This is a genomic window from Bacillus sp. JJ1609 (assembly GCF_036967045.1).
Taxonomy (GTDB): domain Bacteria; phylum Bacillota; class Bacilli; order Bacillales; family Cytobacillaceae; genus Mesobacillus.
This window is the reverse complement of record NZ_JBALSS010000018.1, coordinates 77428-102167: the sequence shown is the minus strand read 5'-3', so window position 1 is coordinate 102167 and position 24740 is coordinate 77428. Positions and strand designations below refer to the sequence as shown.

Genomic DNA, 24740 nt, shown 5'->3' with positions numbered 1-24740 from the left:
TCAAAACATTCCAAAGCTAACTTCATCCTACCATTAGACAGCCGGGTTCGGCAATACATTATATTTAAAAAAGAGGTGTGAAAATGACCGTTCAAATTAACTTTGATTCTTCCTGGCAGGACGAAATGGCTAATCGAATCGAGAACGATGGCCCGTGGGGAAATTGGGAGCTTTTTAAGCTTGCCATAGAAATAGAAAAACATACCATTATTCCTGAATTCGAGGGATTGCAGGCCCCAGCACATTTACCTGAATTAACTCCATTGCCTCACCAGCTCGAAGTCGCCAGGCAGGTTGTCGAAAATATGAATGGCAAAGCGATTCTTGCGGATGAAGTAGGCCTGGGCAAAACCATTGAGGCTGGCCTGATTTTGAAAGAATATATGATTCGAGGGCTTGTTAAGAAGGTCTTGATTCTTGTTCCCGCCTCTCTCGTGTCGCAATGGGCGATGGAACTGAACTCCAAATTCCACATTCCTGCAATTGCTCAGCGGAAAAGTTATGTGTGGGAACAATGCGACGTTGTCGTTTCTTCCATCGATACAGCAAAGCGGGCACCTCACTGCGATATCATCAATAATTTAAATTACGATCTCATCATCATAGATGAAGCTCATAAGTTGAAAAATAACAAAACAAAAAACTATGAATTTGTTCAAAACCTAAAGAAAAGATTTTGCCTGCTTTTGACTGCCACTCCAATCCAGAACAGGATTGAAGAAATCTTCAATCTCGTATCCTTGCTAAAGCCAGGTCATTTAGGCAGCGAAACTGCTTTTTTTGAAAAATACAAGAAAGACTCCAGGTCTGTAAATGATGACGAGCACCTAAGGAAACTGGTAAATAAAGTGATGATTCGCAACAGGCGCGCCGACACTGGAATAGAGTGGACAAAGCGGCATGTAGAAACAATTGCGATTGAATTTTCGAAGGAAGAACGTGCTTTGTATGATTCTATTCTAGGTTTGAGAGACTCAGAAGGCGGACTTGCTTCCAGCCAGTTCTCATTGATGACATTGCAGCGGGAAGCGTGCAGCAGCAGGGAAGCTGTTTTTTATACTTTGAAAAATATGCTCCAAAGGCAGGAGAACCCTTCAATCGCTTTCCAGGAAATCATTGCAGGACTTATCAAGAAAGTCGAAGCGGTAACCAAGAACTCAAAAGCTGCCAAAGCACTGGAATTGATTCAAAAAATAGATGACAAGGTTATCATATTTACCGAATACAGAGCAACACAGCTTTACCTTCAATGGTTCCTGAAGCAAAACGGCATCACATCCGTCCCATTTCGCGGAGGCTTCAAAAGAGGTAAGAAGGATTGGATGAGAGAGCTATTCCAGAAAAATGTCCAGGTTTTGATAGCCACTGAAGCCGGAGGAGAAGGGATCAACCTGCAATTCTGCAGCCACATCATCAATTTTGACCTTCCATGGAACCCGATGAGGCTGGAACAAAGAATAGGCAGGATCCATCGTCTTGGACAAGAGAAAGACGTGAGGATATATAACTTCGCTACAAAGGATACTGTGGAAGAGCATGTCCTTAAGCTTTTATACGAAAAAATACATCTATTTGAAAAAGTAATCGGAGAGTTGGATGATATCCTGACAAAATTAGAATTTGGCAATTTTGAAGATCATTTGGTTGATATATTTGGCAAGTCTTCGTCAGAAGGCGAGATGCGGATCAAGATGGAAAACCTTACGTCAATGATCCAGTTCGCTGAAGAAATGAAGGAGGGTAACCAGCGTGCAGCAACAGGAAATCCATAATTTTCTTGAGAGATACTTTACGGCCAATAATTGCGAAATGCTCGAAAACAATTCAGGTTATATGACAGTCCAGCTGACAATCGAGCTGGACAAGGAGTTGATGAACCGCCCTTTTTACTGGCACTATCTTGAGAAGACTGGCGGCGTTCCAAACCCAATGAAGCTGACCTTCATTACAAACAGGCAGCAAGCACCGGACAATGTAAAAGGCGAGGTCATCCACTTCGGATCTCCACGTTTGCATCAAATTTTCCAATCGACAAAAAATCTCGCAGGATTTATCCGGCTATATGAAAGTAACAGCTTAAATTACGGAGTGCAAACACCGTTAATTCCGTGGATAGGCTTAAATATGAAAATATCCTACCAATGCGACAGGAAGCGGGATATATTTCAATCAATCGGACTTCAGCTGATCAATGGGAGAATGGTTGAGGATTTTCATGACAAGCTGCTAAGACTGCCAATGAAGTCAAAAATTCCGGATTATGCCTATACTTTGTCTCCGCTGATTAAGCCGAAAAGTGGCTTGAACCGTATCCAAACTTTCTTAAACGGGCGGATTGAGCAAGAAGATCATTCATGGGCAGAGGAAGCTAGGAAACGGTGGAAAAAAGATTTAGATTTATTGCATCACTTCTATGAAGATAGTGAAGAAATATCTGAAAGCTTTGAAACTGAAAAAACTGCTTTACAGGAACAATATGAACCAAAAATAAATATTTCGATTATCAATGGCGGATTGTTTTATTTGACTGAAAAAGCAATTTAACCGAATGCTCTAATTTGGACATTAAAGTTAGAAAAAGTAAAACCCAGACTGGTCCTTCAGCCGGGTTTTACTGGTTTATCTTTTCTTTTTTATACTGGACATCAACAGAAAGGGCAGAATTCCAAACCACCTGTATAGAAAGGTTGCTTCTGCTTCTTTTTTTGCCTGTTTCATTTTTTTTCTTTCTTCTTTTGGCTGATCAATGTACTTCACAAAAGTCTGGGTAATATATTTTACATAATCATTTGTTTTCATGTTTACACCTGCCTTCTTTCGGTAACAAGTATAACCATGTCTATTCAATTCATACTCACAATAATTTCCTTTACAATATCTGAAACAGATTTTGAGGTCGTGTCGATTTCGATATGTGCTGTCTGGCGGTATATTGGCAGCCTGCTGATGTACAGCGATTGCGCGGCTTCTAGCTTATTTTCTTTTAGCAAAGGTCTTGAGTTATCTCCTTCCAGCCGTTGAAGTATTTCACCGATTTCAGCATATAGAAAAATAACTGTTCCGCTGCTTTTCATTTGACGTCTATTCTCTTCAGCTACTACTATGCCTCCGCCGGTAGCTATCACTGCATCATGTTGTGGCATCGTTTTTAATACAGCTGATTCAATTTCACGGAATTTAGCTTCACCTTCGCTAGCGAAAATATCATTAATTGATTTTCCTGCAGCTTCGATAATTTCATGATCAGTGTCGTAGTGAGAAACGGTTAATGCTTCTGCAAGCTTCCTGGATACTGATGTTTTGCCAGCACCCATGAAGCCAATCAAGTATATGGCCTTCATCTTAAAAATCCCCTATCAATTCCTTTCTATCCATTTTACCATCCTCCCCAATTGCTTGTCATATCTGCCTGTGCCTGTTGCTTTCTCTCCGCTCTTCAGCTTCAATGTGAATGTTATTTCTTCCATATTTTCCGAAAGTGATGTTTTATTAAATGTCACTGTACCATTCTTAAAGTCAATTGTGCCTGTTGTCGGTAAACGATCTGCAATCATCATCGATTCTGCCTGCTTTATTGAACATAGCATATAATATTCTTGCAGCCTAATAGCTTTTGTTTCTTTGGCAAATCGCTTCTCTGCCACATACTGTTCCGTGACCGTCAGCAAAAATAAAGACATAAGTACGAGGAAAATCAATGTTAATGGGTATATGAAGCCTTTTTCATTTATGGCGAAACCTCTCCTACTTTAATATAATTTTGAAACTTTGCTGAATGCTGAACTCCATTAAGTTCGAATGCGGTCATTTGGAATCCTTCTTCTATCCTTTCAAATCGAAAACTAGAAAGGTTTTGCATTAAGATTTCATGTCCTTGAAAATCCACTCTTCTCCGCATGCTAGTGCCGTACTTTTCATAAAGAATTACCTTTCCATCAATTTTCATCATGATTTTCTCTGGGTTAACTGTCATTTCGTCAGCAGAGCGTACTTCCTTTTTAACCTGGCTGCTGAAGATTTCCCACTCCATCCTGCGTATCCCACTCTCAACCATTCCATCATCCAAGATTACTCTCATGCCGATAGGAAGCACCGAGGCAATCAACAAAAAAGTGAGCAATGACAAGAGCATTTCAAGCAAAGTGAAACCCCTGTCATTCAACGAAGGCACATTTCTCATTCTCTTTTTGATTCTCACCAGCATAATGGATACATACCTCCCATGATGTACTGATATTGTCCTTGTAAACAGCTACATCGAATAATACTCCATCCCTTAATACACTTCCCCTGCCCGATTCCGCTCCGGTAATTTTTATATACATCAGCTCGTCAAATAACACATGAGCAGCCGCAACATCCTCTCTTAGCTGCACTGTTTGGCTGATAATCATTAGAGCAAATGGGAGTATAATGGATGCAGCCATGACAAAGGCAGCCAGTGAAAGAAGCATTTCCGCAAGAAAGTAACCCTCACTCTTCCGTAACATAGAATCTTCCCTTTCCAATCAAGATCATCAGCTTGTACGTCCTGTTTCTAATCTTTATATAAAGTGATCCAAAACCATCTATATTCCCGTCTGGCATATACTGAAAATATAAACTCATTGACCCTTTGACTATCTTTATATCAGGCGAGTAATGCCTTTTTATCAAATATGCATCACCATATTCATTACTCCGAATATAGTAAAAATTGTCTTCCGGCATGATATGAACGGCTATTTTCTCTTGATGGGAAATGGCATACTGTTGGGCATAAAGAAGGTCTGATTTCAATTGAGCAAAAAAGAGGTTCTTTTCGAGATTTGCATCCTGCGGAGTGAATAAGAAGATTGTGGTTGAGCTGAGCATGAAAAGTGCTGACAGGACGACCAGCATTTCCACCAATGTAAAACCTTTTGAGTTATTCATATACTATTGTTTTGTAACTGCACCATCTGACGAAATCTGAAGCACAGATCCGTCCGGGCATTTACCTTCTGCACTTTTCAAATAGCCCCCTGTTTTTAGCTCGTCAAAGGTTGGAATTTTATTTTGATCGATTTTATAAGCCTGAACCTGTGCCTCTACTGTCTTCATATAGGCTTCGCAGCCCTTCGTATTAATATTGGAACTATGTTTTGATATATTAGGGACTGTTATGATTAATAAAACAGATATCACTAGTAATACAATCATCATTTCAATCAAGGTAAATCCATTTTGATTCTTCATTTGTTTATACTCCTTTTGCAGATAATTTATATTCCTTGTAACAACTGGAACATTGGAAGCAAAATGGCAAGATACAACGATATAATCAGCAGTCCAATAAAACTGTATAATACCGGCTGGATGATTTTCATTGTTTTTTCGGTTCTTTCTTCCAGCTGATTAAGACAATGCCTGCTGTAAAAATAAAGCTCTTGGTCCAGCTTTCCATTTTTCTGGCCATGAAGGACAATCCTTGCCAATTCGTCTTCAAAAAACGGGTATGCCGCTAAGGCCACATCCAAATCCTGCCCCCTGGAAAGCTTGTAAATAATCCCCTTTCCTATTTCCATTAAAAATGGTTCGTGCCGATTATTCTCAAATACCTTCAACGCATCCAAAACTGAAAGGCCCCCTGAAAATAAGTAACTCAATTGAACGGAGAAAAAATGGGTATAATAAAGCCTCAAAAGCTTGCCTGCCATAGGCACACTTGTTAGCTTTACTTTTTGTTCAATAGGAGAGAGCTTTTTAAAAACCAATAAGTAATAACCAATGGTCAAAATTATTAGTATGAACACGGAATAAAAAACAAATGGAAATATGGAGGCGGTTGAATAAATAACCTGCATAAATAAATTGGGGGCAAGATTCATATCGGTAAAAAGCGAAGTGAATTTTGGAAGCAAGAGCCGGTCAACAAAGAAAAATAATACACCAGTCAGCATCACCAGAAAAAGCGGATAGGAACCAATCTTTTTCAATCGCTGGAGATCACTTTCCCTTTTTAGCACCATTTCGCTCCCTTCGGTTACAGCATGAGCCAGACCGCCATGCTGCTCTGCGAAATAAACATAGCTAACTAAATCCTTATTAAACTTAAGCTGTTCAAGGATCAAATACAGTGGATACCCTTCACGTAATTGACCAAGACTATTTTTTATGTCATTCTTTCTTTTCTTCTCAAGATAATATGATAATGACTCAATCGCTTCTGCTAATGGGTAGCCACGGGCTAATAATTCGCCTGCCCTTTTCAGGAAACGGGCCTGTTCCTCAACTGGCCATTTATTCTCCTTCATTGAGCACCCACCTTTGGTATTCTGATTCCTTGATGTAACCGAGCGCAATTCCTTTTGTGATGGCGTCTTTTAATGTTTTGTAGTGGTAAGAATGTGGTTCTCCTCTTGCTTCTTTTAGTACAGCTATAAGGTCCCTGCCTGTAAGAATTTCAAAGATATTTCCCCTTTTTCCGCTTCCAGATGAATAACAAAATGGTGAGCACCCCTCATCACAGTATCTGCATGTCAACTCGACAAGTCTTTGGGCAGTCACGGCAATAAGCGTCTGTTCAATCTCTAGCCAGTTGATACCAAATTCGATCAGCCTGTAAATCGCTCCTTTAGCATCCCTAGTATGCATCGTTGTCAATACAAGATGGCCAGTGAGTGCGGCCCGGACTGCAGTTTCAGCAGTCTCTTTATCCCTGATTTCTCCAACCATGATAATGTCCGGATCATGCCTCAATATCGCCTTCAAGCCTGCAGAGTAGGAAATGCCAGCCCGTTCGTTCACTTGGACCTGCAGCACCGTGTCACTCGGTTTTTCAATAGGGTCCTCGAGTGTAATAACATTGCGGTTAACGATTTCCGATGTTTCAGACAACATTGAATAAAGGGTCGTGGTTTTACCGCTGCCTGTCGGACCTGTGAAAATAATCAGACCGTGCGCATGCTTTAATAACGAGATAAGTTTTTTGGATGTTTCCGGGAACAAGGAAATTTGAAAGGAAGGGATTTGATTTTGCTGCGGGAGTAATCGTATTACCATACTTTCATTTTTGTAGGCGGGCAGGGTGGATATCCTTAAGCCTATTTTTGTGTCGAGATATTGATAAGTGTAAGCACCGCTCTGCGGCCGTCTTTTTTCACCAATATCCATGGATGCGGTGAATTTAAAGTGTGAAATGAGCCGGTCGCAATCCGCTTGTTCAAGCGTAAAACGTGGGAGGAGCTGGTTCCCAAGCCTGAATTTGATAAGTGTGTCTCTTTCACGGGGAATGATGTGGATATCAGAGGCGCCGCTTCTTAAAGCATCCTTCAATACATTTTCTGCAAGTTGTTCTATTGACTTTACAATAGGTATGCACCACCTTTTTCGTTATATTAAAATATTTCGCTAAGTGACTTTCATTCCCTGCCGATAAATTCGTTTAAATGTGTATAAAAAATGACAAATAGAATGATACTACTATCGTAACAACAGCAAACATTAATATTGGGCTATAGCCAAGCGGTAAGGCAACGGACTTTGACTCCGTCATGCGTTGGTTCAAATCCAGCTAGCCCAGTTAGAACGTGCGAATTCTTGCTAAAAACAAATAACAGTATCACATAAAAAATCGGAAGCGATGTGCTTCCGATTTTTTCATGTTATTTAGCTATCCCTTTCAGGGCGTCAGGGTTAAATCCCACGATCAGCTTTTTCCCGTTTGTCAATATTGGTCTCCTCAGAAGCTTTGGTTCATTGACCATCAGTTTTAATACTTCAGACAAAGGCAGGTCTTCAACCTCTATTCCTATTTTTTTATATGTTCCTCCTCTAGTTGCAAGCAGTTCATCGAGACCATCTGTAGTCAATGATAAAATTTGCAGCAATTCATTTTTCGTCGGAGTGTCTTTGAACAAATGACGTTCCTTAAATTTTACGCTGTTTGACACAAGCCATTTTTTTGTTTTGCGGCAAGATGTACAGCTCGGATAGGAATAAAATATCAATTCTTTCATTCGTCATACCTCCTGGATAACATTTTTTATTATTAATTACATTGTATAACTTTTGTATAACTTTTGTACACTTATTTGTCATCATTTCGCCATTTAGTTGTGAACATTTTCTAAACATATAGTTTAAACAGTGTAAACCTTATTTTCCCCTGTATTATAATAAAGGCAAAATAGTGGTCTGAGGTGAACTAAGGTGGAACAAACATTAAAAATAACAAGCGTCTTGTCTGACCCAACTCGTTATTATATCTATCAATACATTACAAAAAGGCATAAAGATGTAACCGTTCAAGAAATAGCAGATAACTTTGATATTCATCCGAATGTAGCACGGCTCCACTTATCCAAGCTGGAAGATGTAAATATGCTTATTTCCGAAACAAAAAAGACTGGCAAGGGCGGACGACCTAGCAGGCTTTACCGCCTTTCAGATGATGTGATCCAGCTGCACTTTCCATTCAGGGACTATCAGCTGCTATCAAAGATTGCCATGACGACGATGATGTCATTGGGGGAAGCCGGAAAGAACGCTCTGTACCTGACTGGTAAACGCTTTGGGGCTGAATTGATGGACCAGGAAATTTCCCGACACCCACAGATTCCTGAAGATATGAGCTTTGAGCATAAGCTTAATGCAATCAAGAATGCGGCGACGCTAGCGGGATTCTATCCTGAATTCGAAGTTAATGACGAAAAAACAAAAATCTATTTCCAAATTTTCAACTGCCCATTCAAAGAAGTTGCCATGGATCACACTGAAACAGTCTGCAATATGCATTATGAGTTTTTGCGAGGAATGTTTGAATCACTATTTGGAGACATCGAGCTGATTGAAAAAGAAAATATGTTCACTGGCTGTCACTCATGTTCTTACCAGGCTGTTATTGCACAATAATCAATCCTTGTTTACTTTTCACTCCACTATACTTTATAATATGATAGTGATGGACTTGTAGGGTAAAGGAGGGATATCTTTGGATCGTATGTACAGAGTTTTAGGATTCTGGACGGGAATCTTTGCTGTGATGTTTTTCTTAGGTCACATGTATACGACGTCCTTGATTTTCTTTGGTCAAACTGGATTTTTCTTGCTTTTAAGCTATTTGAAACTGTCCGAGCGTATGTATATTTACGTATTCGGCGCATACTTAACTGTTTTCTTTGCAGGATTTACTTACTGGACAACATTTATGATGCCACTTGGTGGAACTGGACACTAAACCTTTTCCCCAATAAAGAAAGCGATGGAATCTCATCGCTTTTTTTATTTGCTGATTATTTTAACGGCTTTCTCTCCCATCCCCTTGCCCTGGATGATCACATCAAACGATTGACTGATGCTGCCAGGCATGATGAGACTTCGGATAGCCCTATTCCGTTTGCTTGTTTCTGAAAAGGGGTTTGGATCATAGTGGTTTTCCAGCTCTTCTAGAATGCCAATCGACAGCAGGAATTCATCCTGTCTCTTTTTTTGCAGGAAGCTCAAGCCATACTTTTCTCCCTGAGATATCAATGCATCGAAATGGACATGGCTCGTTATATCCATCTCCCCAGGCATCTGCAGGACATCGTGATACATTTGATGCTGATAATACCCACGGAGACTACCCTTTATTCGTGAAGGCTCCATCCATTGTTCTTTTGTATATCCATAATCGACAGTGACTACGATCCCTTTTGATAAGGTTTCTGCAATTGATTTGATGAATGGTTCCATCGCCAGAGGTATTTCAATCCGCTGACCTTCGATAAGTTCAATATTTTGTTCTTGTAAGAATGCAATTATTTTTTCATTTTCAACAGGAAAGAATTTTTCAACCAACTGTTCATTTTCACATGCTATAAAGACTTCCTGGATGACATCTTGTCTTTTTTCAATTACATGAACAGGGAAGGCATCGAACAATTCATTTGAAAAAACAAGACCCTCATTCATTCCTGAATCAGCGTAGGTCGGAGCATGAACCACTTGAACATTGACCAGCCCGCCCAAAGCCTCCGATTGCAATTCCCTGTGAAAAGGACTTTCCTCAACTATGTAATAGGTAAGAGCAGAGTCACTCAATTCATTCCAGCCTGCAATGAATGCATGAGCAAAACGCCCATTTCCTGCACCAATTTCGCAAATGGATGGAGGAAGGCCTAAACTCCCAATGTTCATAGCAAACCATTTGCCAATTAATTTTCCGAAAACATCTGAAACATTGCTTGTAGTATAAAAGTCTCCGCCTTTGCCAATCTTTTGCCGATTTTTTATATAGTATCCTTTTGAAGGATGGTAAAGTGCTAACTCCATATATTTAGCGTAAGAGATCATTTTAAGTGGTGATGAAGCAATAACCTTGCTGATTATTTCTTTCATAATATCTCCTTAGACACAGTTTTCACTATTGACATAGTGTTTTCTTTATTATATTGTTTTAATTAGTAGCTTAACTATATCCCCTCCCATGATATGAATAGAACATCCCCCAGAAAAGCCCTTCTCTATGAGAAGGGCTTTTCTAGTTTGATAGTTAAAACCCGTTTAAAAATGGATTTGTGTCCATTTCATAGCCGATTGTTGTTGCTGGTCCATGTCCCGGCAGGACTTCTGTTTCTTCAGGCAATACCAAAAGCCTGTCATGGATACTTTTAATTAGCTGATTATGATTTCCACCTGGCAAATCGGTCCTGCCGATACTTCCATTGAAAAGAGCATCACCAGCAAGAACAAAATTGTCATTAGGGAAATAGATAGAAATGCTGCCAGGTGAGTGCCCAGGTGTTTCATATACGGAAAAAGAAAAATTGCCGATTGACATTTCTCCTTCATCTGCAATCAAGTTTTCTGCCGGCCTTGCTGTGATCATTTCTTTCATCATAAAATGCCTCGAGCCATTTAATGCAGGATCTGTAAGCCAATCCTTTTCCCTTACATGAATATATACCTTAATTGCGTATTTATCCCTGATACGGTCTACTGCGCCTATATGATCAAAATGAGCATGCGTTAGCAAGATTGCTTCAGGCTTTAGTTCATGTTGTTCAATTATTGTTGTCAGCTTTTTTGGATTATCCCCTGGATCTACGATTAAACAAGAATTATTTTCATCAATGATCAGGTAACAATTTGTCTGCAATTGCCCAAGCGGAATCTGTTTCCATTTCATATATAAATGCCTCCAGCTTCTATTGAAATTATCATTATACTTATTCTACACTATTGTTGTATAAGATTTAAGGATTTGCCAAAAGATCTGTAAGGAGCATAAAAATTGGATAAAACAATAGGGATCGAAGCTAAACCATTTATCTCAGAACTGCCAGACTTTTTGCAGTTTCTTCATTCAGTTGCACCTCCGCTTCTCGTTCAGGGTCATTTATTTATCTATCCGTCAGGAAACCTTGCCGATGAGGCAGCTGAGCTCCTGCATGATGCAGAGTTATTAGAAGAAATTCATCCTCTTATTAGAATAGCTGAAGGCAAACCAGGAGCTGACTTTTTCGATTATGGATTTTATGCTGATGGTGCATCATTTATATATATTGATCAGTTATCAGCTTTCAAAATAAGTGGTTCAGACAATAAACAAATAGAGATGGCCTTACTGCAAATAGATGAGCACTTAACTTTTAAAGCTGCTGGAGAGATTTTTTTCATAGCGGAACACTACAAAGAGCTGATTATGGGTATAGTAAGGGCATATAAAGTTAAAGTTGAATTTTTAGACCTCGACAAATGATTTAAAAAAATATACAATAAAAAACGAGTGTATGCTTGTAATTACATAAACAGGCTGCCGCCTAAAACTTCAACAAAAAGGCTAAATGCCTGCCAAATATTTAATGAAGGGGGCTTTATCATGGGATTGGCGATTATTTTCGCTTTAGTTACGCTACTTGCCGGCTATGGAACGTTTACGGCGCTTAAAAACAAAAACCTTCTTGGAATTGTATTCGCTGGAGGAACATTTTTAGTACTTGGCTGGTTCACAGTCATGACAGTCCTTAACCACGGATTCCCTGTTGCACACTAATTGAAGGCATTAAAAGACCACCGTTCCGGTGGTCTTTTTTTGTTATATACAAATACCGCTTATTTCAAAAGCTCGTTAACCCGGTCTACTTTTTCGTGCATCTTCCTCTTAACATCCCGACGGTCATCAATCCGAATATTTGTCGCTACCCTCAATATCCCCGCATTGAATGGTGCCTCATGGATTGCTTGAATAACCTCAAACAATACTGGCAGCTCGCCCTCTATCAAAGTATTCATCGGAGTCAGCTGGAATTGTATTTTCCCTTGTTTTTCATATTCCTTGAGGATTTTTTGAATGTCCGCTACATATGAACTTACACTAGGTGTCTGTGTACCAATCGGTATAACTGTCACATCTACTATTGCCATTTGTTTCTCTCCTATTGAATTATTTGACGAGCTCAATTATTTCCTTCATTTCAATGTTTAATATCTTTTCGTACTGAAACCCGGTAAGGCACATTTCGCCAGAAGGCGAACAGGAAATCGGCTCATTGGCCTGGCCAGAAAAAATAAGGTCCTCTTTTTGTGTATCAAGGTTTAAACGGACTAACTCAAAGCCATCCTGATAAATATCCGCCTCACCATTATGAAGCGCACGTAAATATAAGATTTCCTTCCCATCATTCATTAAATCATAAAAAGGAATAAGCCATCCAGAAAAAGATGTTAGAACCGGTACATTAAAGCTTGCTGCTGGTTCTAATCCAGGGGCATAGATTGTGTAATGTGCAAGCTCAGAATCTTCATTTTCTTCTACCTTGACTGTGATAAGATACTTTCCAAACGCATCAAACTGGTACAAATCCTCAAAAAGCTGCTCAGTATTCAGATCATCTACTGATATTACCTTCAATGGCGCCTGCAATGCAATACTTTGTTCCTCCCACTCCTGGAAAACAAGTTCTTCGTCAGAAACCCAGCGAACAAATGGCTCTGGGAGATCTAGCTCCTTTAGCTGCTTCATATTCAAGTCCAACAAAAAAGTACTAAAATCCCAGTCTTCTGTAAAAGCAGATACCATAAGCAAATCCATATTAAATGGATTCCATTCAAAACTTAATTCATAAGAATCAATCTCTGCCGAAAAGATTTCTTTCCCTGAGATATCGATGATCGTCAAAATCCCTGTATTTGTGGCAGCACTATGAATTAAAATTTTCTTTTTATCAGGACTTATCTCAACCGCAATAATGGGATTCTCACTCTCATAAAGCATATTCGCTTTTCCAAAGGCAAGATTATAGGAATACAGAATAGAACTCTCGCCCTTATTTGCAATATAAAGGATAGATAAATTCGTTAACCAGCCTGCTGCCTTGTAAAACTCTTCATCCTCATCCTGAATTGGTATGATACTAGCTCCTAAAAAAGAAATTCCGGGTGTTTCTTTAAGCCTGTTCAGGTCATGCTTGGCTTCAACATGGACTGAACCCTCCATATTCTGTGAGCATCCAGAAAGACTTATTGCAGAAGTGAACAGGATTATGAATAAGAAAACCACAAGAGGCGTTTTATATGTATTCTCTCTGTCCCCTTTCACCACTACACCACCTTTACCATTAAAACATTGTATCTATGTGTACGTTAAAAAAACCCAAATGTTACATACAATTTCAATAAATCTGTATTTAAGTCTCATTTCGTGTACTTTGCTGATCACCTGCAACAACAACTTGGCGTGCACATCCATAATTTCAATTCTGTTACAGATAACATACACTCCAGTATGGAAAAATACAATCATTATAACAAATAAAACCTGCGCCCAAGGGCACAGGTTTTTATTCTATCTTAATCTTCACTCTGTGGGAAAGATCCTTTGCCGCCTGCCGGCTTGTCGTAGAATCTTAACAGGTCACCGTAAATGATTTTATCGGAATATTCGAGTTCATTCTTCGCTTTTTCCATGTACGGCTCACAACTGTTTTTGTCTGTTGGTTCACCAGTTGATTTATCATAGCAAGTTTCACGTGTGAAAACACGATCCTTCGTGATAAAACTGCCATCGCGAAGTACAGCAAAATCAAGTCGATCTTTAGAGAAAAGATCTGAACCGAAATCAATGTCAGTCTTTGTATCAATTCCAAGCAGGTGCAAGATTGTCGGCTTGATATCAATCTGGCCTCCTACTGTGGATATAGTCTTTCCTTCCTGTCCCGGAATATGGACAATCAAAGGTACCTTCTGCAGCTGAGTGCTTTCAAATGGCGTAATTTCTTTGCCAAGGAATTCACTCATTGCTTTATTATGGTTTTCAGAAATACCATAATGGTCTCCATATAATACGATAATGGAATCTTCATAAAGACCTTCATCTTTTAATTTTTGTACAAAAAGCTTCAAAGCCTCATCCTGATAACGAACTGTTGGGAAATAATTGTTAACTGTTTTATCATCAGACGTATATGGCTGAATAAATTTGTCTTCCTCACTCAATTCAAATGGGAAGTGGTTCGTCAATGTAATGAATTTTGAATAGAACGGTTTTGGCATTTCCTTCAAATGCTGAACAGATTGCTGAAGGAAGTCAATGTCCTTCATTCCCCATCCAACTGAATTCTCTTCAGTCACTTCGTAATCAGGCAGCGAATAAAAACGCTGATATCCTAATGATTGGTACATAATGTCCCGGTTCCAGAAACTCTTATTATTAGCGTGTAAAGAAGCTGTGTAGTAACCGTTTTTGTTTAGAATTTCCGGTGTAGCCGTAAATTCATTCCCCGAGTGAGTAAAGAAAACTGCGCCTCGGCTCAAAGGATAAAGTGAATTCTCAACCAGGAACTCCGAGTCTGAAGTTTTACCTTGGCCAGTTTGGTGATAGAAGTTATCAAAGTAATAACTGTCTTTAATGAAATCGTTAAGGAAAGGAGTGATTTCCTGTCCATTTATTGTTTGATTAATCACAAAGTTCTGTGTTGATTCCATGGAGATAAGAATTACGTTCTTGCCTTTTGCTACACCAAACATCTCATCATTAGGCGGCAAATAGTTTGCTCGAACATAATTGTCGATATCAGCTAATTCACTGCCATCAGCCATTGCTCGCTGTGCAGATGATTTAGACTGTAAAAACGCATCATAAAGATGATAATTGTATGTTCCGATATTCTTTACAAGCATTTCTCTGTCGAACGTTCTTGTAAGCAGCTGAGGACGCTCTGTTTCAGCCATTCCAAGATTGAAAAAAGCGATCGCTATCGCAACGAGGAAGAATGCTCTGCGATCAACCTTGGAATATTCCCGATATCCCATAAATTTCGGTTTAACTTTTAATAGAAGGGCTAAAATGATAAAGTCAGCAAAATATAATAAATCACTTAAGTTTATCAATTCGGTGACACTGCTCCCCAAGTCGCTCATGTTGCTCGTCTGGAATAAGACTGGAATCGTCAGGAAGTCATTAAAGAAGCGATAGAAGACAACATTCGCGAACAAGACTGCGGATATTATGAAACTTGTAATCAGTACGTAGCGCTTCTGGTTCTTCTCCTTCATGAACAGGCTGATTCCGAAGATGAACATCAGGAAGCTTAAAGGATTTATGAACAGGATGATTTCCTGTCTCCAGTTTTCAATTTTAATATCAAAGCTAGTTTTATAGGCAATATAAGTTTTCAGCCATAGCAGGATTGTTGCGATTGCAACAATGGATGCTTTTGACCATTTAGGTGTTTTCATTCATTCACTACCTCCCTGTTATTAAATAACAGACATGGGAATTTTTAGGATAAATAAACATCTGTCTCAAGAATCAAACATAATCTTAATACTTTTTTTACGAAAAAGCAAACCCAATTTAAAAGGCAAAAGGTATAATCCATCAATGTGATTTTCCACCATTATAGACGATTCAAACCTCAAAAAGTTTCACCACTGTCCAAATTCCGAAAATTGAATCTTTTGGCTCAAACGAAAACAGGGAGTTTTCTCATAGATGAGAGAACTCCCTGTTTAAGATTTAGGACTGGTGAATTCTATTTTTTACCAGCCATGCTGCTCCAATCACACCAGCATCATTTCCTAAGGTTGCGATACTAATCTCAGTTGACTGAGCAACTTTTGGAAAAGAATTTCTTAAGAATTGTTCTTTTACCGGATTCAGGAGGACATCTCCTGCTTTTGATACCCCACCGCCAAGGACAATTTTTTCAGGATTAAGTGTATTAGCGATATTTGCAAGGGCGATGCCCAGGTGCAATGCAACTGTGTTGATTACCTTAAGGGCAATACCATCATTCCTTCTCGCAGCATCGAATACATCTTTTGCAGTTACCAAGCCTGTTTCTTTAAAAACGCCAGCAAGCTCACCGCTTGAAGGTTCTGCATTTAGAATTTCTTTAGCAATCCTCACAATACCGGTTGCAGAAGCAATTGTTTCGAGGCAGCCCGTTTTACCGCAGTTGCATGGCGCCCCACCTTCAGCTAAAGAAGTTATATGGCCGATTTCCCCTGCAGCGCCGCTTATTCCATGGACAATATCCCCATTTGTGATGACGCCTCCGCCGACCCCCGTACCTAAAGTTACACAAACCAGATCCTTTGCTCCATTGCCAGCACCTTTCCACATTTCACCAAGTGCTGCACAATTAGCATCATTATCGATTACAGCCGGCAATGAAGTTTCTACTTCAAGTAAATCCTTTAACGGATATGGTTCTCTCCAGCCAAGGTTTACCGCCTCAAAAATTACACCTGAGGAAAGATCGACCGGGCCAGGTGCTCCCATGCCAATCCCAATAACTTCACTTTTGGAATGACCTAATTCTCCCAGCTTCTGATCAATCGATTTTGCGATATGAAGGGTGATATTTTTCCCTTCGTTGGAAACATCGGTTGGTATTTCCCATTTATGAAGAACTTCTCCATATAAGTTTATAAACGCCAGTTTAGTCGTTGTACCACCTAAATCCACACCTATGAGCCATTTTTCAGCCATCTTGCGTCACCTTTTCTTATTTGCAGTTTTTTCTTTTTCCAGCTGTATCTCATGTCTTAACAGCAATAATGCAGTCTGATAAACACTTGTCTCGATCAGTTGGGAATTAAAAAGTTCCTTCAATTCTGACTCCATAAGCTCTAAATCAGAAACTCTGTCGCCAATGTAAATTATGGTCCCGAACTTTTTCAGGAATTGCTGGATTTCATAAATCGTTTTCAACGTATTCCCCTCAATGTTTGTGAATATAAGAGCATGTCTACAATACTTAAGTATAATGGATACATGGAGCCTCCTCAAGAGTACTGGAGAAGATTTTATCAGATTTTATATTTCCTTAATTAAACTGTTTCAAAGTATGTAAAATCGAGTTAACATATCTGCGTGATAAGTATGTTTGTTTATTTTCTAACCATTATCCTAAAAAAACTAAAAAGCAGCGGAGGCTGCTTTTCTTCGTTTCACATTATTAACGATCCGGATCCTGCGGATGCAATATTCGTGGACGCCGATTTTTTAATGGGATAGGTGATCGGACCAAGACGTCCCGGAACGCCCTCAGGTTAAACGGTATGAACGGCCAGAGATATGGGACGCCAAATGACTTCATCCTTGCGAGCATGATGATGAACAGGACAATCCCTATCAAGAACCCGTATAGCTGGAACGCAGCTGTTAAAATCAGCAAAAACAATCTTACCAGCCTGTTGGCAAGGCTCATTTCGTAGCTTGGAGTCGCGAACGTGCCAATTGCGGCTATAGCAAGATACAAGATGACTTCATTGGTCAGAAGGCCAACCTCTACCGCAACCTGTCCAATCATCAATGCGGCGACTAGTCCCAGTGCAGTGGCCAGTGAGGTTGGTGTATGTATTGCGGCCATCCTCAGGACATCTATGCCGATTTCGATAATGAAAAATTGTAAAAACAACGGTATTTGTCCTGGATCATTTGGGCCTATATAGGAAAGCTTATCCGGCAGCAGTTCAGGTTCTACCGCGAATAAATACCACAGCGGCAACAAAAACAAGGATGACCATACTGCCATGAACCTTACTAATCGCAAATAGGCTCCAACTATTGGTTTATTTCGATATTCCTCGGCATGCTGCAAATGATGCCAGTAAGTTGTAGGAGTGATGAGCACGCTTGGCGATCCATCAACCATAATACAGACGTGCCCTTCATATAAGTGTGTTGCTGCAGTATCAGGCCTTTCTGTATATCTGACCATCGGAAACGGATTCCAATGTCGGCCAGCCATAAATTCTTCTATTGTTTTTTCGGCCATTGGGAGACCGTCTGTATCAATTTTGCTGATGGAATCCTTTACCTTTTTGACCATTTCGGGGTCAGCGATATCTTCAATATAGCAAACGACAATATCAGTCTTAGAACGCCTGCCAGCCTGCATGTATTCCATCCTTAAGGTGCGGTCACGGATTCTTCTCCTGGTAAGCGCAGTATTAAATACGAGTGTTTCGACAAAGCCATCTCTTGAACCCCTTACAACTCTCTCAGTATCAGGTTCCTCCGGTCCCCTGACAGGGTAAGTCCTGGCATCGATCAAAATCATCTCTGAGATCCCATCAATCGCCAAGGCTGTCGGCCCTGCAAGCACCATATCGGCTACCTTATCCAAGTCGTCAGTTGTTTCAACCTCCACGTATGGTATATACGTTTTCACCAGCTTCTTCAGGGTGTCCACTTCTAATGTACCTGGCTCCAGCTTGGCAAGCAGCTGCATGATATAGAGCAAGATGTCATCCTTCACAAAACCATCAACCAGGAAGAGCGCCATATCCCTGCCTGCATACTCTACATCAAGCTGAATAACATCAAAGCTTTTGCCAATACCGAGCTCTTCTCTCAGGAATTCAATATTCTCTTTTAGATTTTCTTGTACAAGATGCTTCTTTTTCTCCGACATAGCCCTTCTCAAACACCTTTCATACAGCACTAAACCATTATTTCCCTGCCTTTTCCTTCACCATCTTTGCCAAAGAATCACTAAAACATACTTAATGCATGTCTTCAGGACAAGAGTCATATAGTGGTTATACCGACAAACTAATATGAACGTTGAGAGGGATAAGCATGAGGAAAAGTTTTATATTTCTAGGAATTAGCGCATTGGCAATTGCTGCTTCCGTTATCGTAATCCAGCTGCAGCTATTCAAACCCATACAGGAAACGATCACCTTCTTCCCAATAGATGAATCTGTTCAATATCAAACTGCAAACACCACTTTAACGCTGCTAAAAGATAAAAAAAACAACCAGCATCAAGTAGATTGGAAAGTAAATTCTGTACTTGATCGGAAAGCCTATTTACGACAGGATTTAGGCCTAATATTTATTAATGGTCTTTTAAAGGGCAAGGTGGGGAAATGGGAACAGGACACATCTGACCTATCACAGGGAGATATCATTTCCACAGGAGAAAGCGGAAGGTATGATGCCATCACTTTTCATTATTCAGAGCTGCATGGCAACGACGATAGGATTTCAAGCTCTCAACGGATGTCTGAGGATAGGCTTTACGTAATCGATTCACAATTCAGCCCACTCAGTTCCTTCAGGGTTCCTAATAGCAAGGAAGAGAGGGAATGGAAGCAAGTCCTTGATCGAAGCACGGAAAACAGGCTGAATAAAAGTCTTCAGAAGGCTGCAAAGAATTATGGAGTTAACCTCTCAAACTACATTGCCATCCCTCTATATGAAATCCGTAAATATGAAGATCAGCCAATCGGTGGATTTTCACAGAGGGAAACAGCTAATATACTCGGAAAGCTTTGGGAAGGATTATATAAAAATTATTACCTTGGCATAAAAAAAAGCGATGGTACTGTAGTCGACTCTCGAGACAGTACCATGCCGCTCATTTTAATTTCTAAGGATAAAAGTCATTTACTGGCAGTAACTCAAACAAAAGATGGTGAAAGCATTATTCTGAAGCAGCTGCTTTAAGTAAGTCCTTAATTTGGCTCAATGTTTTCTTATAATCTTCCTGGTCCGGTTTCAGTTCAACTGCCTTCTTAGCATATTTTTCAGCCTCTTTGTAATTTTTTTCATCAAAATATATTAGAGCCAAATTATAAAAAGCTTCATGAAACTCGGGCTCCTTTTCCACCACTTGCAGCAAATGACCTTTTGCTTCTTCAAGGCGGCCTTGCTTAATCTCAGTATATGAGAGCAGAAAATATGTCTCTGCAGATGGATTTTCCTCTTTTGAATATGCGGACAGCACTTGATATGCTTTACCGTACTCACCGGCCTTAATGTGCTGCTGGGCAAGCACCAAGACAGACCGCTCATCAACAATTTCTGCTTTTCCACTGAAACCATATTGCAGTGTCAGAATAATCAAAGCGCTTGCAGCTGCCAGGAACCCTAATTGCAGCAATGGGCGCTTTTTCTTTGGCAGATGTAAAATGCCCGCAGCTGCAAAGCCGCCAATCAGCCCGCCGATATGTCCTGCATTATCTATGCCAGGAATCGTAAATCCAAATGCAAGATTGATGCCAAGTACTACAAGAATATTAAGTCCCAGTGTCCTCCAAAACAATCTTGGATTACTGATGCCGAAATACAACAAGGCTCCAAAACAGCCAAATATCGCACCACTTGCTCCAGCTGATAGATTGGGGCTATAAATAAAACTCGCGAGCACCCCGGTAAATCCTGCCGCTAAATAGATCATAAAGAAACGGAAGTTCCCATAAAGCCGCTCCACCATCGTTCCTAAATAGTACAGAGCCAGAGTATTCATCAACAAATGAAGGAGGCCTATATGGATGAAAATGGGTGTGAAAAAACGCCACCATTCGCCTGCTAGAATGAGTGGATTAAATTTAGCACCAAATTTTATCAATGTGGATGAATTTGTACTGCCCCCTGCGAATTCCATGACAAGAAACACGATTATTTGGATGCCAATAAAAAGATAAGTGAAGAATGGTTTGCCATAATTAAATACTGATTTTTCAGCCTTAGCTCTGTTCAATGCTGTTGAAAGGGCGTTTTTCTTTATTGTTTCTATATCGTAATCCACATGATCACCTGTAAATATCAGTTCTATATTTGTGCCCAAATGCTTCTCTATCCGGTTTACCGCATCAGCTGCATGTGCACGGTCTACTAGTATAGATGTAACGCTGACTTTTGCATTGTCAGGAGATTGATAAGGTTCCGCCAACCTGAATTCATAATCATCTACAGGTGGATACGAACTGAAATAGAGATTCAATAGCTTTAAATCTCCTTTACCCATCTGTCTGCGTATGCTTTCACCATTGTCTGCTGTCATTTCTATATCTCTTTGGAGCCAGTTGCTCCAATCAATATTATAATGAAGCAAGCGAATGACTTGAGCTTGCTTGTTTTCTGTTTTCTCCAGCCATAGCTCTTCCTGGCCCTTTGACAGCTGCAGAATGCGATAGCCCTTTTGGTCAATCAGGAATTCTGCGATCCTCCAAAACAAATACTCCTCCAATAAAGCCAACTTCTCTCCTACTTTCTTGCCTAATGACGAGGCTAAAAATTTATTATCAATATTTATATGCCTACAGTTAAATTATTCACTAAAAATATTATAAACTAAATATTATTTCGTCACATATCCAGAGGATTTGTATACCATCTGCTAAACTCAGATGCCCCATCCATTGATTATTAGTCTGTTTTCGTATACTTTGTTGTTTTTAATAAGTTGATTTCAAACGATTCATTTAAAACAACAATCTTTTAAGAAAACAGCCAATTATTATGTCTTTATCTAGTTTGCAGGTTTACCTGGTCCTCTTTTTCTAAGTTAACATGCCAGCCGTCTCTAAAGCAGAAAAAGACCTCAAAGGGTCTTTTACTGAAAATCTGAAGGTCCTGAAAATACAGATTGAAGCATTTTACTCCTAACACCAGGCAATCCCATGAATGAGCCAACTGCGACCCTTCGCAAGAACCTGTTTCCGAGCAATACATTCATCACCCTGTACCTATTTTCAAATAGAAAATAACCAGCAAGACCAACCATAAAAATCGAAATCATTTTCCTGACCATTTAAATCCCTCCCCTTTTATTTTGGGAAAAAGAACGAATTTTTATCCCGATTGACGAAAAAAATACCTTCCAAAAGTTGTGTATATATAATAGAAGAAAACGGTTCCATTTTCTTTTACAAAAGCTATTTATATGGGATGATATCTAAATTCAGAACGAAAGCCGAAGTAACTTACAAAAAAAGCTGCCAGGGAAATGGCAGCTTTCAAAATCTTAGCCTTTTAACACAGGATCCATAGCTTGTTTCAGTACTTCTACTGAATGATCAAATTTCTTTTGCTCTTCCTCATCTAGTGAAAGCTCCACTATTTCTCTGATACCGCTGCGGTTCACAATTGCTGGCACACCTATATAAATATCATTATGTCCATATTCTCCGTTCAGCTGGGCGGAAACGGTCAAGATCGAGTTCTCATCATGGAGTATGGCTTTTGTTAGACGGACAAGTCCCATCGCAATTCCATAATAAGTTGCTCCTTTTCGCTGAATGATATGGTAAGCAGCATCTCGTACATTCGTGAAAATTTGTTCAAGGTCATCGTGTTTATAACGCTCTTGGTCCTTCATCATTTTTGCAATCGGTTTTCCTCCGATATCAGCATGGCTCCATACCGGTAATTCGGTATCACCGTGTTCTCCGATAATATAGGCATGGACGTTCCTCGTATCGACTTTGAAATAGTCTCCAAGCAAAAAACGGAATCTTGCTGTGTCTAAGATTGTACCTGAACCAATGACACGTTCCTTTGGCAGGCCTGAGAATTTCCAGACTGCATATGTCAGGATGTCAACAGGGTTTGTTGCGACAAGGAAAATTCCGTCGAAGCCGCTGGCCATTATTTCTTCCACGATGCTTTTAAAAATCTTCGTATTTTTTTCGACAAGGTCCAGTCTTGTTTCACCCGGCTTTTGATTAGCTCCGGCACAAAGGACGACCAAGTCAGCATCCTTGCAATCCGCATATGAACCAAACCATATTTTCGTTTGAGAAGGTGCAAACGCCATACCATGGTTTAAATCCATTGCATCCCCTTCAGATTTTTCCTTATTAAGATCTACAAGAACGAGCTCTTCTGCCACTCCTTGATTGATCATTGCAAATGCATAGCTTGATCCCACGAAGCCAGTACCCACCAGGACAACTCTATTAACACGATTTTTCATATCGGCATCCTCCTTAAATTCGGCTGCTTACTATTTCCATGTTTAAAATAGTACATTATTTAAGAATCCCTATGTATATCGAAAACGTTATCATTATAAACATTTTGTTACAAATTAAGCCCTTCACTTTATTACAATAAAACAAAATATATAATCATTCCCATATTAGTTGCTGCAAAACCTGAAAAAAAATTTACAGCATCATTGTTCACCCATTTATGTCCAGTCAATCTAGCAGTTTTCTTTGAACAATGCATTGTTTTTTCTGTATGCAGGCCACACTCTACACATTTATAACCTGCCTGTAAAAAAGCACCCAGTATGGTATCCACTATAGAGCCAGCTAATCCTAAAACAAAAATGGCCACTGTCCAATCGAGGTCAAGATTAAATAGCAAGTAAGCTGCAGTGGCAATCAACACCGATCCTGCGGCTGCTGCGATTGTTCCAAAACCTGAAATTGCACCAGAAGTCCCCCTTGGAACCTTTTTAAATCCTTTGACTGATACCGGATCACTTTTGCTTAAAACTCCAAGTTCTGATGCCCATGTGTCAGAATTAGCACTGGCAAGCGAAATTGAAAATGCCAGAATCCAAACAGGATTAGGAAACAAAATATTCAATAGCCCAGCAATAGCAGCTGTCCCTCCATTAGCAGCAACCTGTGCCCAGTCTCTGGAAGATCCTTTCTCATGCATTTCACCAAGGTTCTCCTTTCGCTTTTGCTTGTACTTAGATAGCAAACTTGATGTCAGAAAGAAGATCCCCATTAGGATCAATCCATTTATTCCAAACCCTGACCAGACGAGCAAGCCGGTAACAAAAGCCGAGACTGTCCCAGAGAAACTGAGGAAATTATAAAAAAAAGAAGCCAAGGCAACTATGGCAATCAAAAATGGGATGATTAATTGCTCAGCCACCAACTTTAATAACCTCAATATTGCTAATAATTTTACTTACCGGAATATCATGAGCTTCAGTTGGGATGCCTGACACTATTTGACTTTCAAAGGCCAATGAAAGAGTGTTCCCCTGATAGTTTGCCAGAAAACGGTCATAGTATCCTCCCCCAAAGCCGAGTCTGTAACCTGTTTTGGAAAAAGCCAGGCCTGGAACAATAACTAAGTCAATCTCATCTGGTTTTACTTTAATGGTTTCAGAAACAATTGGCTCAAAAAGTCCGTAATATACTGATTCAAGCTGGGAGAACTGGGTCAACTCACGAAAATCCAATGCTCTCAACTTCGGTTCACACTTAGGGACAACAATCCTTTTCCCTTGCTCCCAGGCTTTCCTGATCATTTGCCAAGTATCAACTTCAGGAGATTTAGACATAGTAATGGCGATCGTTGAAGCCATTTTCCAATATTCATCCTGATAGAGCCGCTGGGCGATTTGGTAGGATAAATGCTCATAGTGCGGCAAATTCAGTGCAGAAAGCTCTTTTCTTATCATTTTACGAAGTTCTTTTTTTGCTTCCACTTATTCTTCCTCCAATGGTCACAAAGATATGATCTTATGTATAAACTTTACCATTAATTGCTTCATCTCGCTCGGAAAGTAAGAAAAGCGCAAGCG

Annotated in this window: 30 protein-coding genes and 1 tRNA gene; 8 read left to right on the top strand and 23 right to left on the bottom strand. The window is 39.8% G+C overall.

All coding sequences use genetic code 11. The annotated features are described in order from the left end of the window. Positions 1 to 83: 83 nt before the first annotated feature. Together V7654_RS14595 and V7654_RS14590 are read left to right on the top strand one after the other, a co-directional pair. Positions 84 to 1772 carry a DEAD/DEAH box helicase gene (locus V7654_RS14595; RefSeq protein WP_335431223.1) on the top strand — a complete coding sequence of 563 codons (1689 nt, stop codon included), beginning with the start codon at positions 84 to 86 and terminating at the stop codon, positions 1770 to 1772. After that, a complete protein-coding gene (locus V7654_RS14590; RefSeq protein ID WP_335431222.1) occupies positions 1750 to 2544 on the top strand; it encodes a YqhG family protein in 795 nt (264 codons plus the stop codon). Before V7654_RS14595 ends, V7654_RS14590 begins: the two co-directional genes overlap by 23 nt. Before the next feature lie 75 nt (positions 2545 to 2619). On the opposite strand, the gene V7654_RS14585 is transcribed toward V7654_RS14590, so the two are convergent. Genes V7654_RS14585 through comGA form a run of 9 tightly spaced genes read right to left on the bottom strand, consistent with a single transcriptional unit; the run spans position 2620 to position 7332 of the window. Next, the gene (locus V7654_RS14585; RefSeq protein ID WP_335375157.1) at positions 2620 to 2799 is read right to left on the bottom strand and encodes a YqzE family protein; all 180 of its coding nucleotides are present in this window, start codon (positions 2797 to 2799) and stop codon (positions 2620 to 2622) included. A 44-nt stretch (positions 2800 to 2843) separates the two neighbouring features. Then, on the bottom strand, positions 2844 to 3341 hold the full coding sequence (locus V7654_RS14580) for a shikimate kinase (RefSeq protein ID WP_335431221.1): 498 nt from the start codon (positions 3339 to 3341) through the stop codon (positions 2844 to 2846). Positions 3342 to 3356: 15 nt separating this feature from the next. Continuing rightward, entirely contained in the window at positions 3357 to 3698 is a 342-nt protein-coding gene (gene comGG, locus V7654_RS14575) for a competence type IV pilus minor pilin ComGG (RefSeq protein ID WP_335431219.1), read from the bottom strand. A gap of 29 nt (positions 3699 to 3727) precedes the next feature. Beyond that, a complete protein-coding gene (gene comGF / locus V7654_RS14570) occupies positions 3728 to 4204 on the bottom strand; it encodes a competence type IV pilus minor pilin ComGF (protein WP_335431217.1) in 477 nt (158 codons plus the stop codon). Further along, the gene (locus V7654_RS14565; protein ID WP_335431216.1) at positions 4155 to 4490 is read right to left on the bottom strand and encodes a hypothetical protein; all 336 of its coding nucleotides are present in this window, start codon (positions 4488 to 4490) and stop codon (positions 4155 to 4157) included. The genes comGF and V7654_RS14565 overlap by 50 nt, the downstream gene beginning before the upstream one ends. Beyond that, complete coding sequence (comGD, locus tag V7654_RS14560; RefSeq protein ID WP_335431214.1) at positions 4474 to 4914, bottom strand: competence type IV pilus minor pilin ComGD; 441 nt, start codon at positions 4912 to 4914, stop codon at positions 4474 to 4476. The genes V7654_RS14565 and comGD overlap by 17 nt, the downstream gene beginning before the upstream one ends. Positions 4915 to 4917: 3 nt before the next feature. Beyond that, complete coding sequence (gene comGC / locus V7654_RS14555) at positions 4918 to 5217, bottom strand: competence type IV pilus major pilin ComGC (RefSeq protein ID WP_335431212.1); 300 nt, start codon at positions 5215 to 5217, stop codon at positions 4918 to 4920. Positions 5218 to 5243: 26 nt separating this feature from the next. After that, the gene (gene comGB, locus V7654_RS14550) at positions 5244 to 6275 is read right to left on the bottom strand and encodes a competence type IV pilus assembly protein ComGB (protein ID WP_335431210.1); all 1032 of its coding nucleotides are present in this window, start codon (positions 6273 to 6275) and stop codon (positions 5244 to 5246) included. Continuing rightward, positions 6262 to 7332, bottom strand: a complete 1071-nt coding sequence (comGA, locus tag V7654_RS14545; RefSeq protein ID WP_438825308.1) for a competence type IV pilus ATPase ComGA — start codon at positions 7330 to 7332, stop codon at positions 6262 to 6264. The genes comGB and comGA overlap by 14 nt, the downstream gene beginning before the upstream one ends. Before the next feature lie 139 nt (positions 7333 to 7471). On the opposite strand from comGA, the gene V7654_RS14540 reads away from it, so the two are divergent. Next, positions 7472 to 7543: transfer RNA gene (locus tag V7654_RS14540), tRNA-Gln, on the top strand. 82 nt (positions 7544 to 7625) lie between these two features. Here V7654_RS14540 and V7654_RS14535 read toward each other — a convergent pair. Next, positions 7626 to 7979: a Spx/MgsR family RNA polymerase-binding regulatory protein gene (locus V7654_RS14535; protein WP_335431207.1), complete on the bottom strand. Its 354-nt coding sequence runs from the start codon at positions 7977 to 7979 to the stop codon at positions 7626 to 7628. 193 nt (positions 7980 to 8172) lie between these two features. On the opposite strand from V7654_RS14535, the gene V7654_RS14530 reads away from it, so the two are divergent. Both V7654_RS14530 and V7654_RS14525 read left to right on the top strand, forming a co-directional pair. Continuing rightward, positions 8173 to 8874, top strand: coding sequence for a helix-turn-helix transcriptional regulator (locus V7654_RS14530; protein ID WP_335431205.1), 702 nt, complete (start codon positions 8173 to 8175; stop codon positions 8872 to 8874). Positions 8875 to 8953: 79 nt separating this feature from the next. After that, positions 8954 to 9199, top strand: a complete 246-nt coding sequence (locus tag V7654_RS14525) for a DUF2626 domain-containing protein (RefSeq protein WP_207499985.1) — start codon at positions 8954 to 8956, stop codon at positions 9197 to 9199. 44 nt (positions 9200 to 9243) lie between these two features. Here V7654_RS14525 and V7654_RS14520 read toward each other — a convergent pair whose 3' ends face one another. Both V7654_RS14520 and V7654_RS14515 read right to left on the bottom strand, forming a co-directional pair. Next, a complete protein-coding gene (locus tag V7654_RS14520; RefSeq protein ID WP_335431202.1) occupies positions 9244 to 10341 on the bottom strand; it encodes a class I SAM-dependent methyltransferase in 1098 nt (365 codons plus the stop codon). A gap of 154 nt (positions 10342 to 10495) precedes the next feature. Further along, entirely contained in the window at positions 10496 to 11131 is a 636-nt protein-coding gene (locus V7654_RS14515) for an MBL fold metallo-hydrolase (protein ID WP_335431200.1), read from the bottom strand. A 105-nt stretch (positions 11132 to 11236) separates the two neighbouring features. Here V7654_RS14515 and V7654_RS14510 point away from each other — a divergent pair, with 105 nt between their 5' ends. Both V7654_RS14510 and V7654_RS14505 read left to right on the top strand, forming a co-directional pair. Continuing rightward, positions 11237 to 11704, top strand: coding sequence for a hypothetical protein (locus V7654_RS14510; RefSeq protein ID WP_335431199.1), 468 nt, complete (start codon positions 11237 to 11239; stop codon positions 11702 to 11704). 120 nt (positions 11705 to 11824) lie between these two features. Further along, on the top strand, positions 11825 to 11998 hold the full coding sequence (locus tag V7654_RS14505; protein ID WP_335431198.1) for a DUF2759 domain-containing protein: 174 nt from the start codon (positions 11825 to 11827) through the stop codon (positions 11996 to 11998). Between the two features lie 59 nt (positions 11999 to 12057). Here V7654_RS14505 and V7654_RS14500 read toward each other — a convergent pair whose 3' ends face one another. From V7654_RS14500 to V7654_RS14475, 6 genes are all read right to left on the bottom strand, one after another. Continuing rightward, the gene (locus V7654_RS14500) at positions 12058 to 12369 is read right to left on the bottom strand and encodes an MTH1187 family thiamine-binding protein (RefSeq protein ID WP_335431196.1); all 312 of its coding nucleotides are present in this window, start codon (positions 12367 to 12369) and stop codon (positions 12058 to 12060) included. Between the two features lie 19 nt (positions 12370 to 12388). Next, on the bottom strand, positions 12389 to 13543 hold the full coding sequence (locus V7654_RS14495) for a hypothetical protein (protein ID WP_335431195.1): 1155 nt from the start codon (positions 13541 to 13543) through the stop codon (positions 12389 to 12391). 251 nt (positions 13544 to 13794) lie between these two features. After that, positions 13795 to 15681 carry an LTA synthase family protein gene (locus tag V7654_RS14490; RefSeq protein WP_335431194.1) on the bottom strand — a complete coding sequence of 629 codons (1887 nt, stop codon included), beginning with the start codon at positions 15679 to 15681 and terminating at the stop codon, positions 13795 to 13797. 280 nt (positions 15682 to 15961) lie between these two features. Further along, entirely contained in the window at positions 15962 to 16939 is a 978-nt protein-coding gene (locus V7654_RS14485) for an ROK family glucokinase (protein WP_335431193.1), read from the bottom strand. A gap of 6 nt (positions 16940 to 16945) precedes the next feature. Then, a complete protein-coding gene (locus V7654_RS14480) occupies positions 16946 to 17161 on the bottom strand; it encodes a YqgQ family protein (protein ID WP_335431190.1) in 216 nt (71 codons plus the stop codon). A 247-nt stretch (positions 17162 to 17408) separates the two neighbouring features. After that, complete coding sequence (locus V7654_RS14475) at positions 17409 to 18869, bottom strand: spore germination protein (RefSeq protein WP_335431189.1); 1461 nt, start codon at positions 18867 to 18869, stop codon at positions 17409 to 17411. 167 nt (positions 18870 to 19036) lie between these two features. On the opposite strand from V7654_RS14475, the gene V7654_RS14470 reads away from it, so the two are divergent. Beyond that, positions 19037 to 19909 (top strand): hypothetical protein, encoded by an 873-nt coding sequence (locus V7654_RS14470; RefSeq protein WP_335431187.1) that lies wholly within the window; start codon positions 19037 to 19039, stop codon positions 19907 to 19909. On the opposite strand, the gene V7654_RS14465 is transcribed toward V7654_RS14470, so the two are convergent. The 5 genes from V7654_RS14465 to V7654_RS14445 form a co-directional block, all read right to left on the bottom strand. Beyond that, the gene (locus V7654_RS14465; RefSeq protein WP_335431185.1) at positions 19887 to 21422 is read right to left on the bottom strand and encodes a rhomboid family intramembrane serine protease; all 1536 of its coding nucleotides are present in this window, start codon (positions 21420 to 21422) and stop codon (positions 19887 to 19889) included. The two genes, V7654_RS14470 and V7654_RS14465, sit on opposite strands and share 23 nt — an antisense overlap. Before the next feature lie 378 nt (positions 21423 to 21800). Further along, positions 21801 to 21998 carry a hypothetical protein gene (locus V7654_RS14460; protein WP_335431182.1) on the bottom strand — a complete coding sequence of 66 codons (198 nt, stop codon included), beginning with the start codon at positions 21996 to 21998 and terminating at the stop codon, positions 21801 to 21803. Positions 21999 to 22211: 213 nt separating this feature from the next. Beyond that, entirely contained in the window at positions 22212 to 23162 is a 951-nt protein-coding gene (locus V7654_RS14455; RefSeq protein ID WP_335431179.1) for an L-lactate dehydrogenase, read from the bottom strand. 131 nt (positions 23163 to 23293) lie between these two features. Beyond that, positions 23294 to 24082: a DUF92 domain-containing protein gene (locus V7654_RS14450; protein WP_335431174.1), complete on the bottom strand. Its 789-nt coding sequence runs from the start codon at positions 24080 to 24082 to the stop codon at positions 23294 to 23296. Further along, a complete protein-coding gene (locus V7654_RS14445) occupies positions 24075 to 24644 on the bottom strand; it encodes a 5-formyltetrahydrofolate cyclo-ligase (RefSeq protein ID WP_335431172.1) in 570 nt (189 codons plus the stop codon). The genes V7654_RS14450 and V7654_RS14445 overlap by 8 nt, the downstream gene beginning before the upstream one ends. Positions 24645 to 24740: the final 96 nt, after the last annotated feature.

Bases quoted from the DNA above. Each gene is read 5' to 3' on its own strand.
- V7654_RS14595 (WP_335431223.1), top strand. From the start codon at position 84: ATGACCGTTCAAATTAACTTTGATTCTTCCTGGCAGGACGAAATGGCT.
- V7654_RS14585 (WP_335375157.1), bottom strand. From the start codon at position 2,799: ATGAAAACAAATGATTATGTAAAATATATTACCCAGACTTTTGTGAAG.
- V7654_RS14580 (WP_335431221.1), bottom strand. From the start codon at position 3,341: ATGAAGGCCATATACTTGATTGGCTTCATGGGTGCTGGCAAAACATCA.
- comGF (WP_335431217.1), bottom strand. From the start codon at position 4,204: ATGCTGGTGAGAATCAAAAAGAGAATGAGAAATGTGCCTTCGTTGAAT.
- V7654_RS14565 (WP_335431216.1), bottom strand. From the start codon at position 4,490: ATGTTACGGAAGAGTGAGGGTTACTTTCTTGCGGAAATGCTTCTTTCA.
- comGD (WP_335431214.1), bottom strand. From the start codon at position 4,914: ATGAATAACTCAAAAGGTTTTACATTGGTGGAAATGCTGGTCGTCCTG.
- comGC (WP_335431212.1), bottom strand. From the start codon at position 5,217: ATGAAGAATCAAAATGGATTTACCTTGATTGAAATGATGATTGTATTA.
- comGB (WP_335431210.1), bottom strand. From the start codon at position 6,275: ATGAAGGAGAATAAATGGCCAGTTGAGGAACAGGCCCGTTTCCTGAAA.
- V7654_RS14535 (WP_335431207.1), bottom strand. From the start codon at position 7,979: ATGAAAGAATTGATATTTTATTCCTATCCGAGCTGTACATCTTGCCGC.
- V7654_RS14520 (WP_335431202.1), bottom strand. From the start codon at position 10,341: ATGAAAGAAATAATCAGCAAGGTTATTGCTTCATCACCACTTAAAATG.
- V7654_RS14515 (WP_335431200.1), bottom strand. From the start codon at position 11,131: ATGAAATGGAAACAGATTCCGCTTGGGCAATTGCAGACAAATTGTTAC.
- V7654_RS14505 (WP_335431198.1), top strand. From the start codon at position 11,825: ATGGGATTGGCGATTATTTTCGCTTTAGTTACGCTACTTGCCGGCTAT.
- V7654_RS14500 (WP_335431196.1), bottom strand. From the start codon at position 12,369: ATGGCAATAGTAGATGTGACAGTTATACCGATTGGTACACAGACACCT.
- V7654_RS14490 (WP_335431194.1), bottom strand. From the start codon at position 15,681: ATGAAAACACCTAAATGGTCAAAAGCATCCATTGTTGCAATCGCAACA.
- V7654_RS14485 (WP_335431193.1), bottom strand. From the start codon at position 16,939: ATGGCTGAAAAATGGCTCATAGGTGTGGATTTAGGTGGTACAACGACT.
- V7654_RS14475 (WP_335431189.1), bottom strand. From the start codon at position 18,869: ATGTCGGAGAAAAAGAAGCATCTTGTACAAGAAAATCTAAAAGAGAAT.
- V7654_RS14470 (WP_335431187.1), top strand. From the start codon at position 19,037: ATGAGGAAAAGTTTTATATTTCTAGGAATTAGCGCATTGGCAATTGCT.
- V7654_RS14460 (WP_335431182.1), bottom strand. From the start codon at position 21,998: ATGGTCAGGAAAATGATTTCGATTTTTATGGTTGGTCTTGCTGGTTAT.
- V7654_RS14455 (WP_335431179.1), bottom strand. From the start codon at position 23,162: ATGAAAAATCGTGTTAATAGAGTTGTCCTGGTGGGTACTGGCTTCGTG.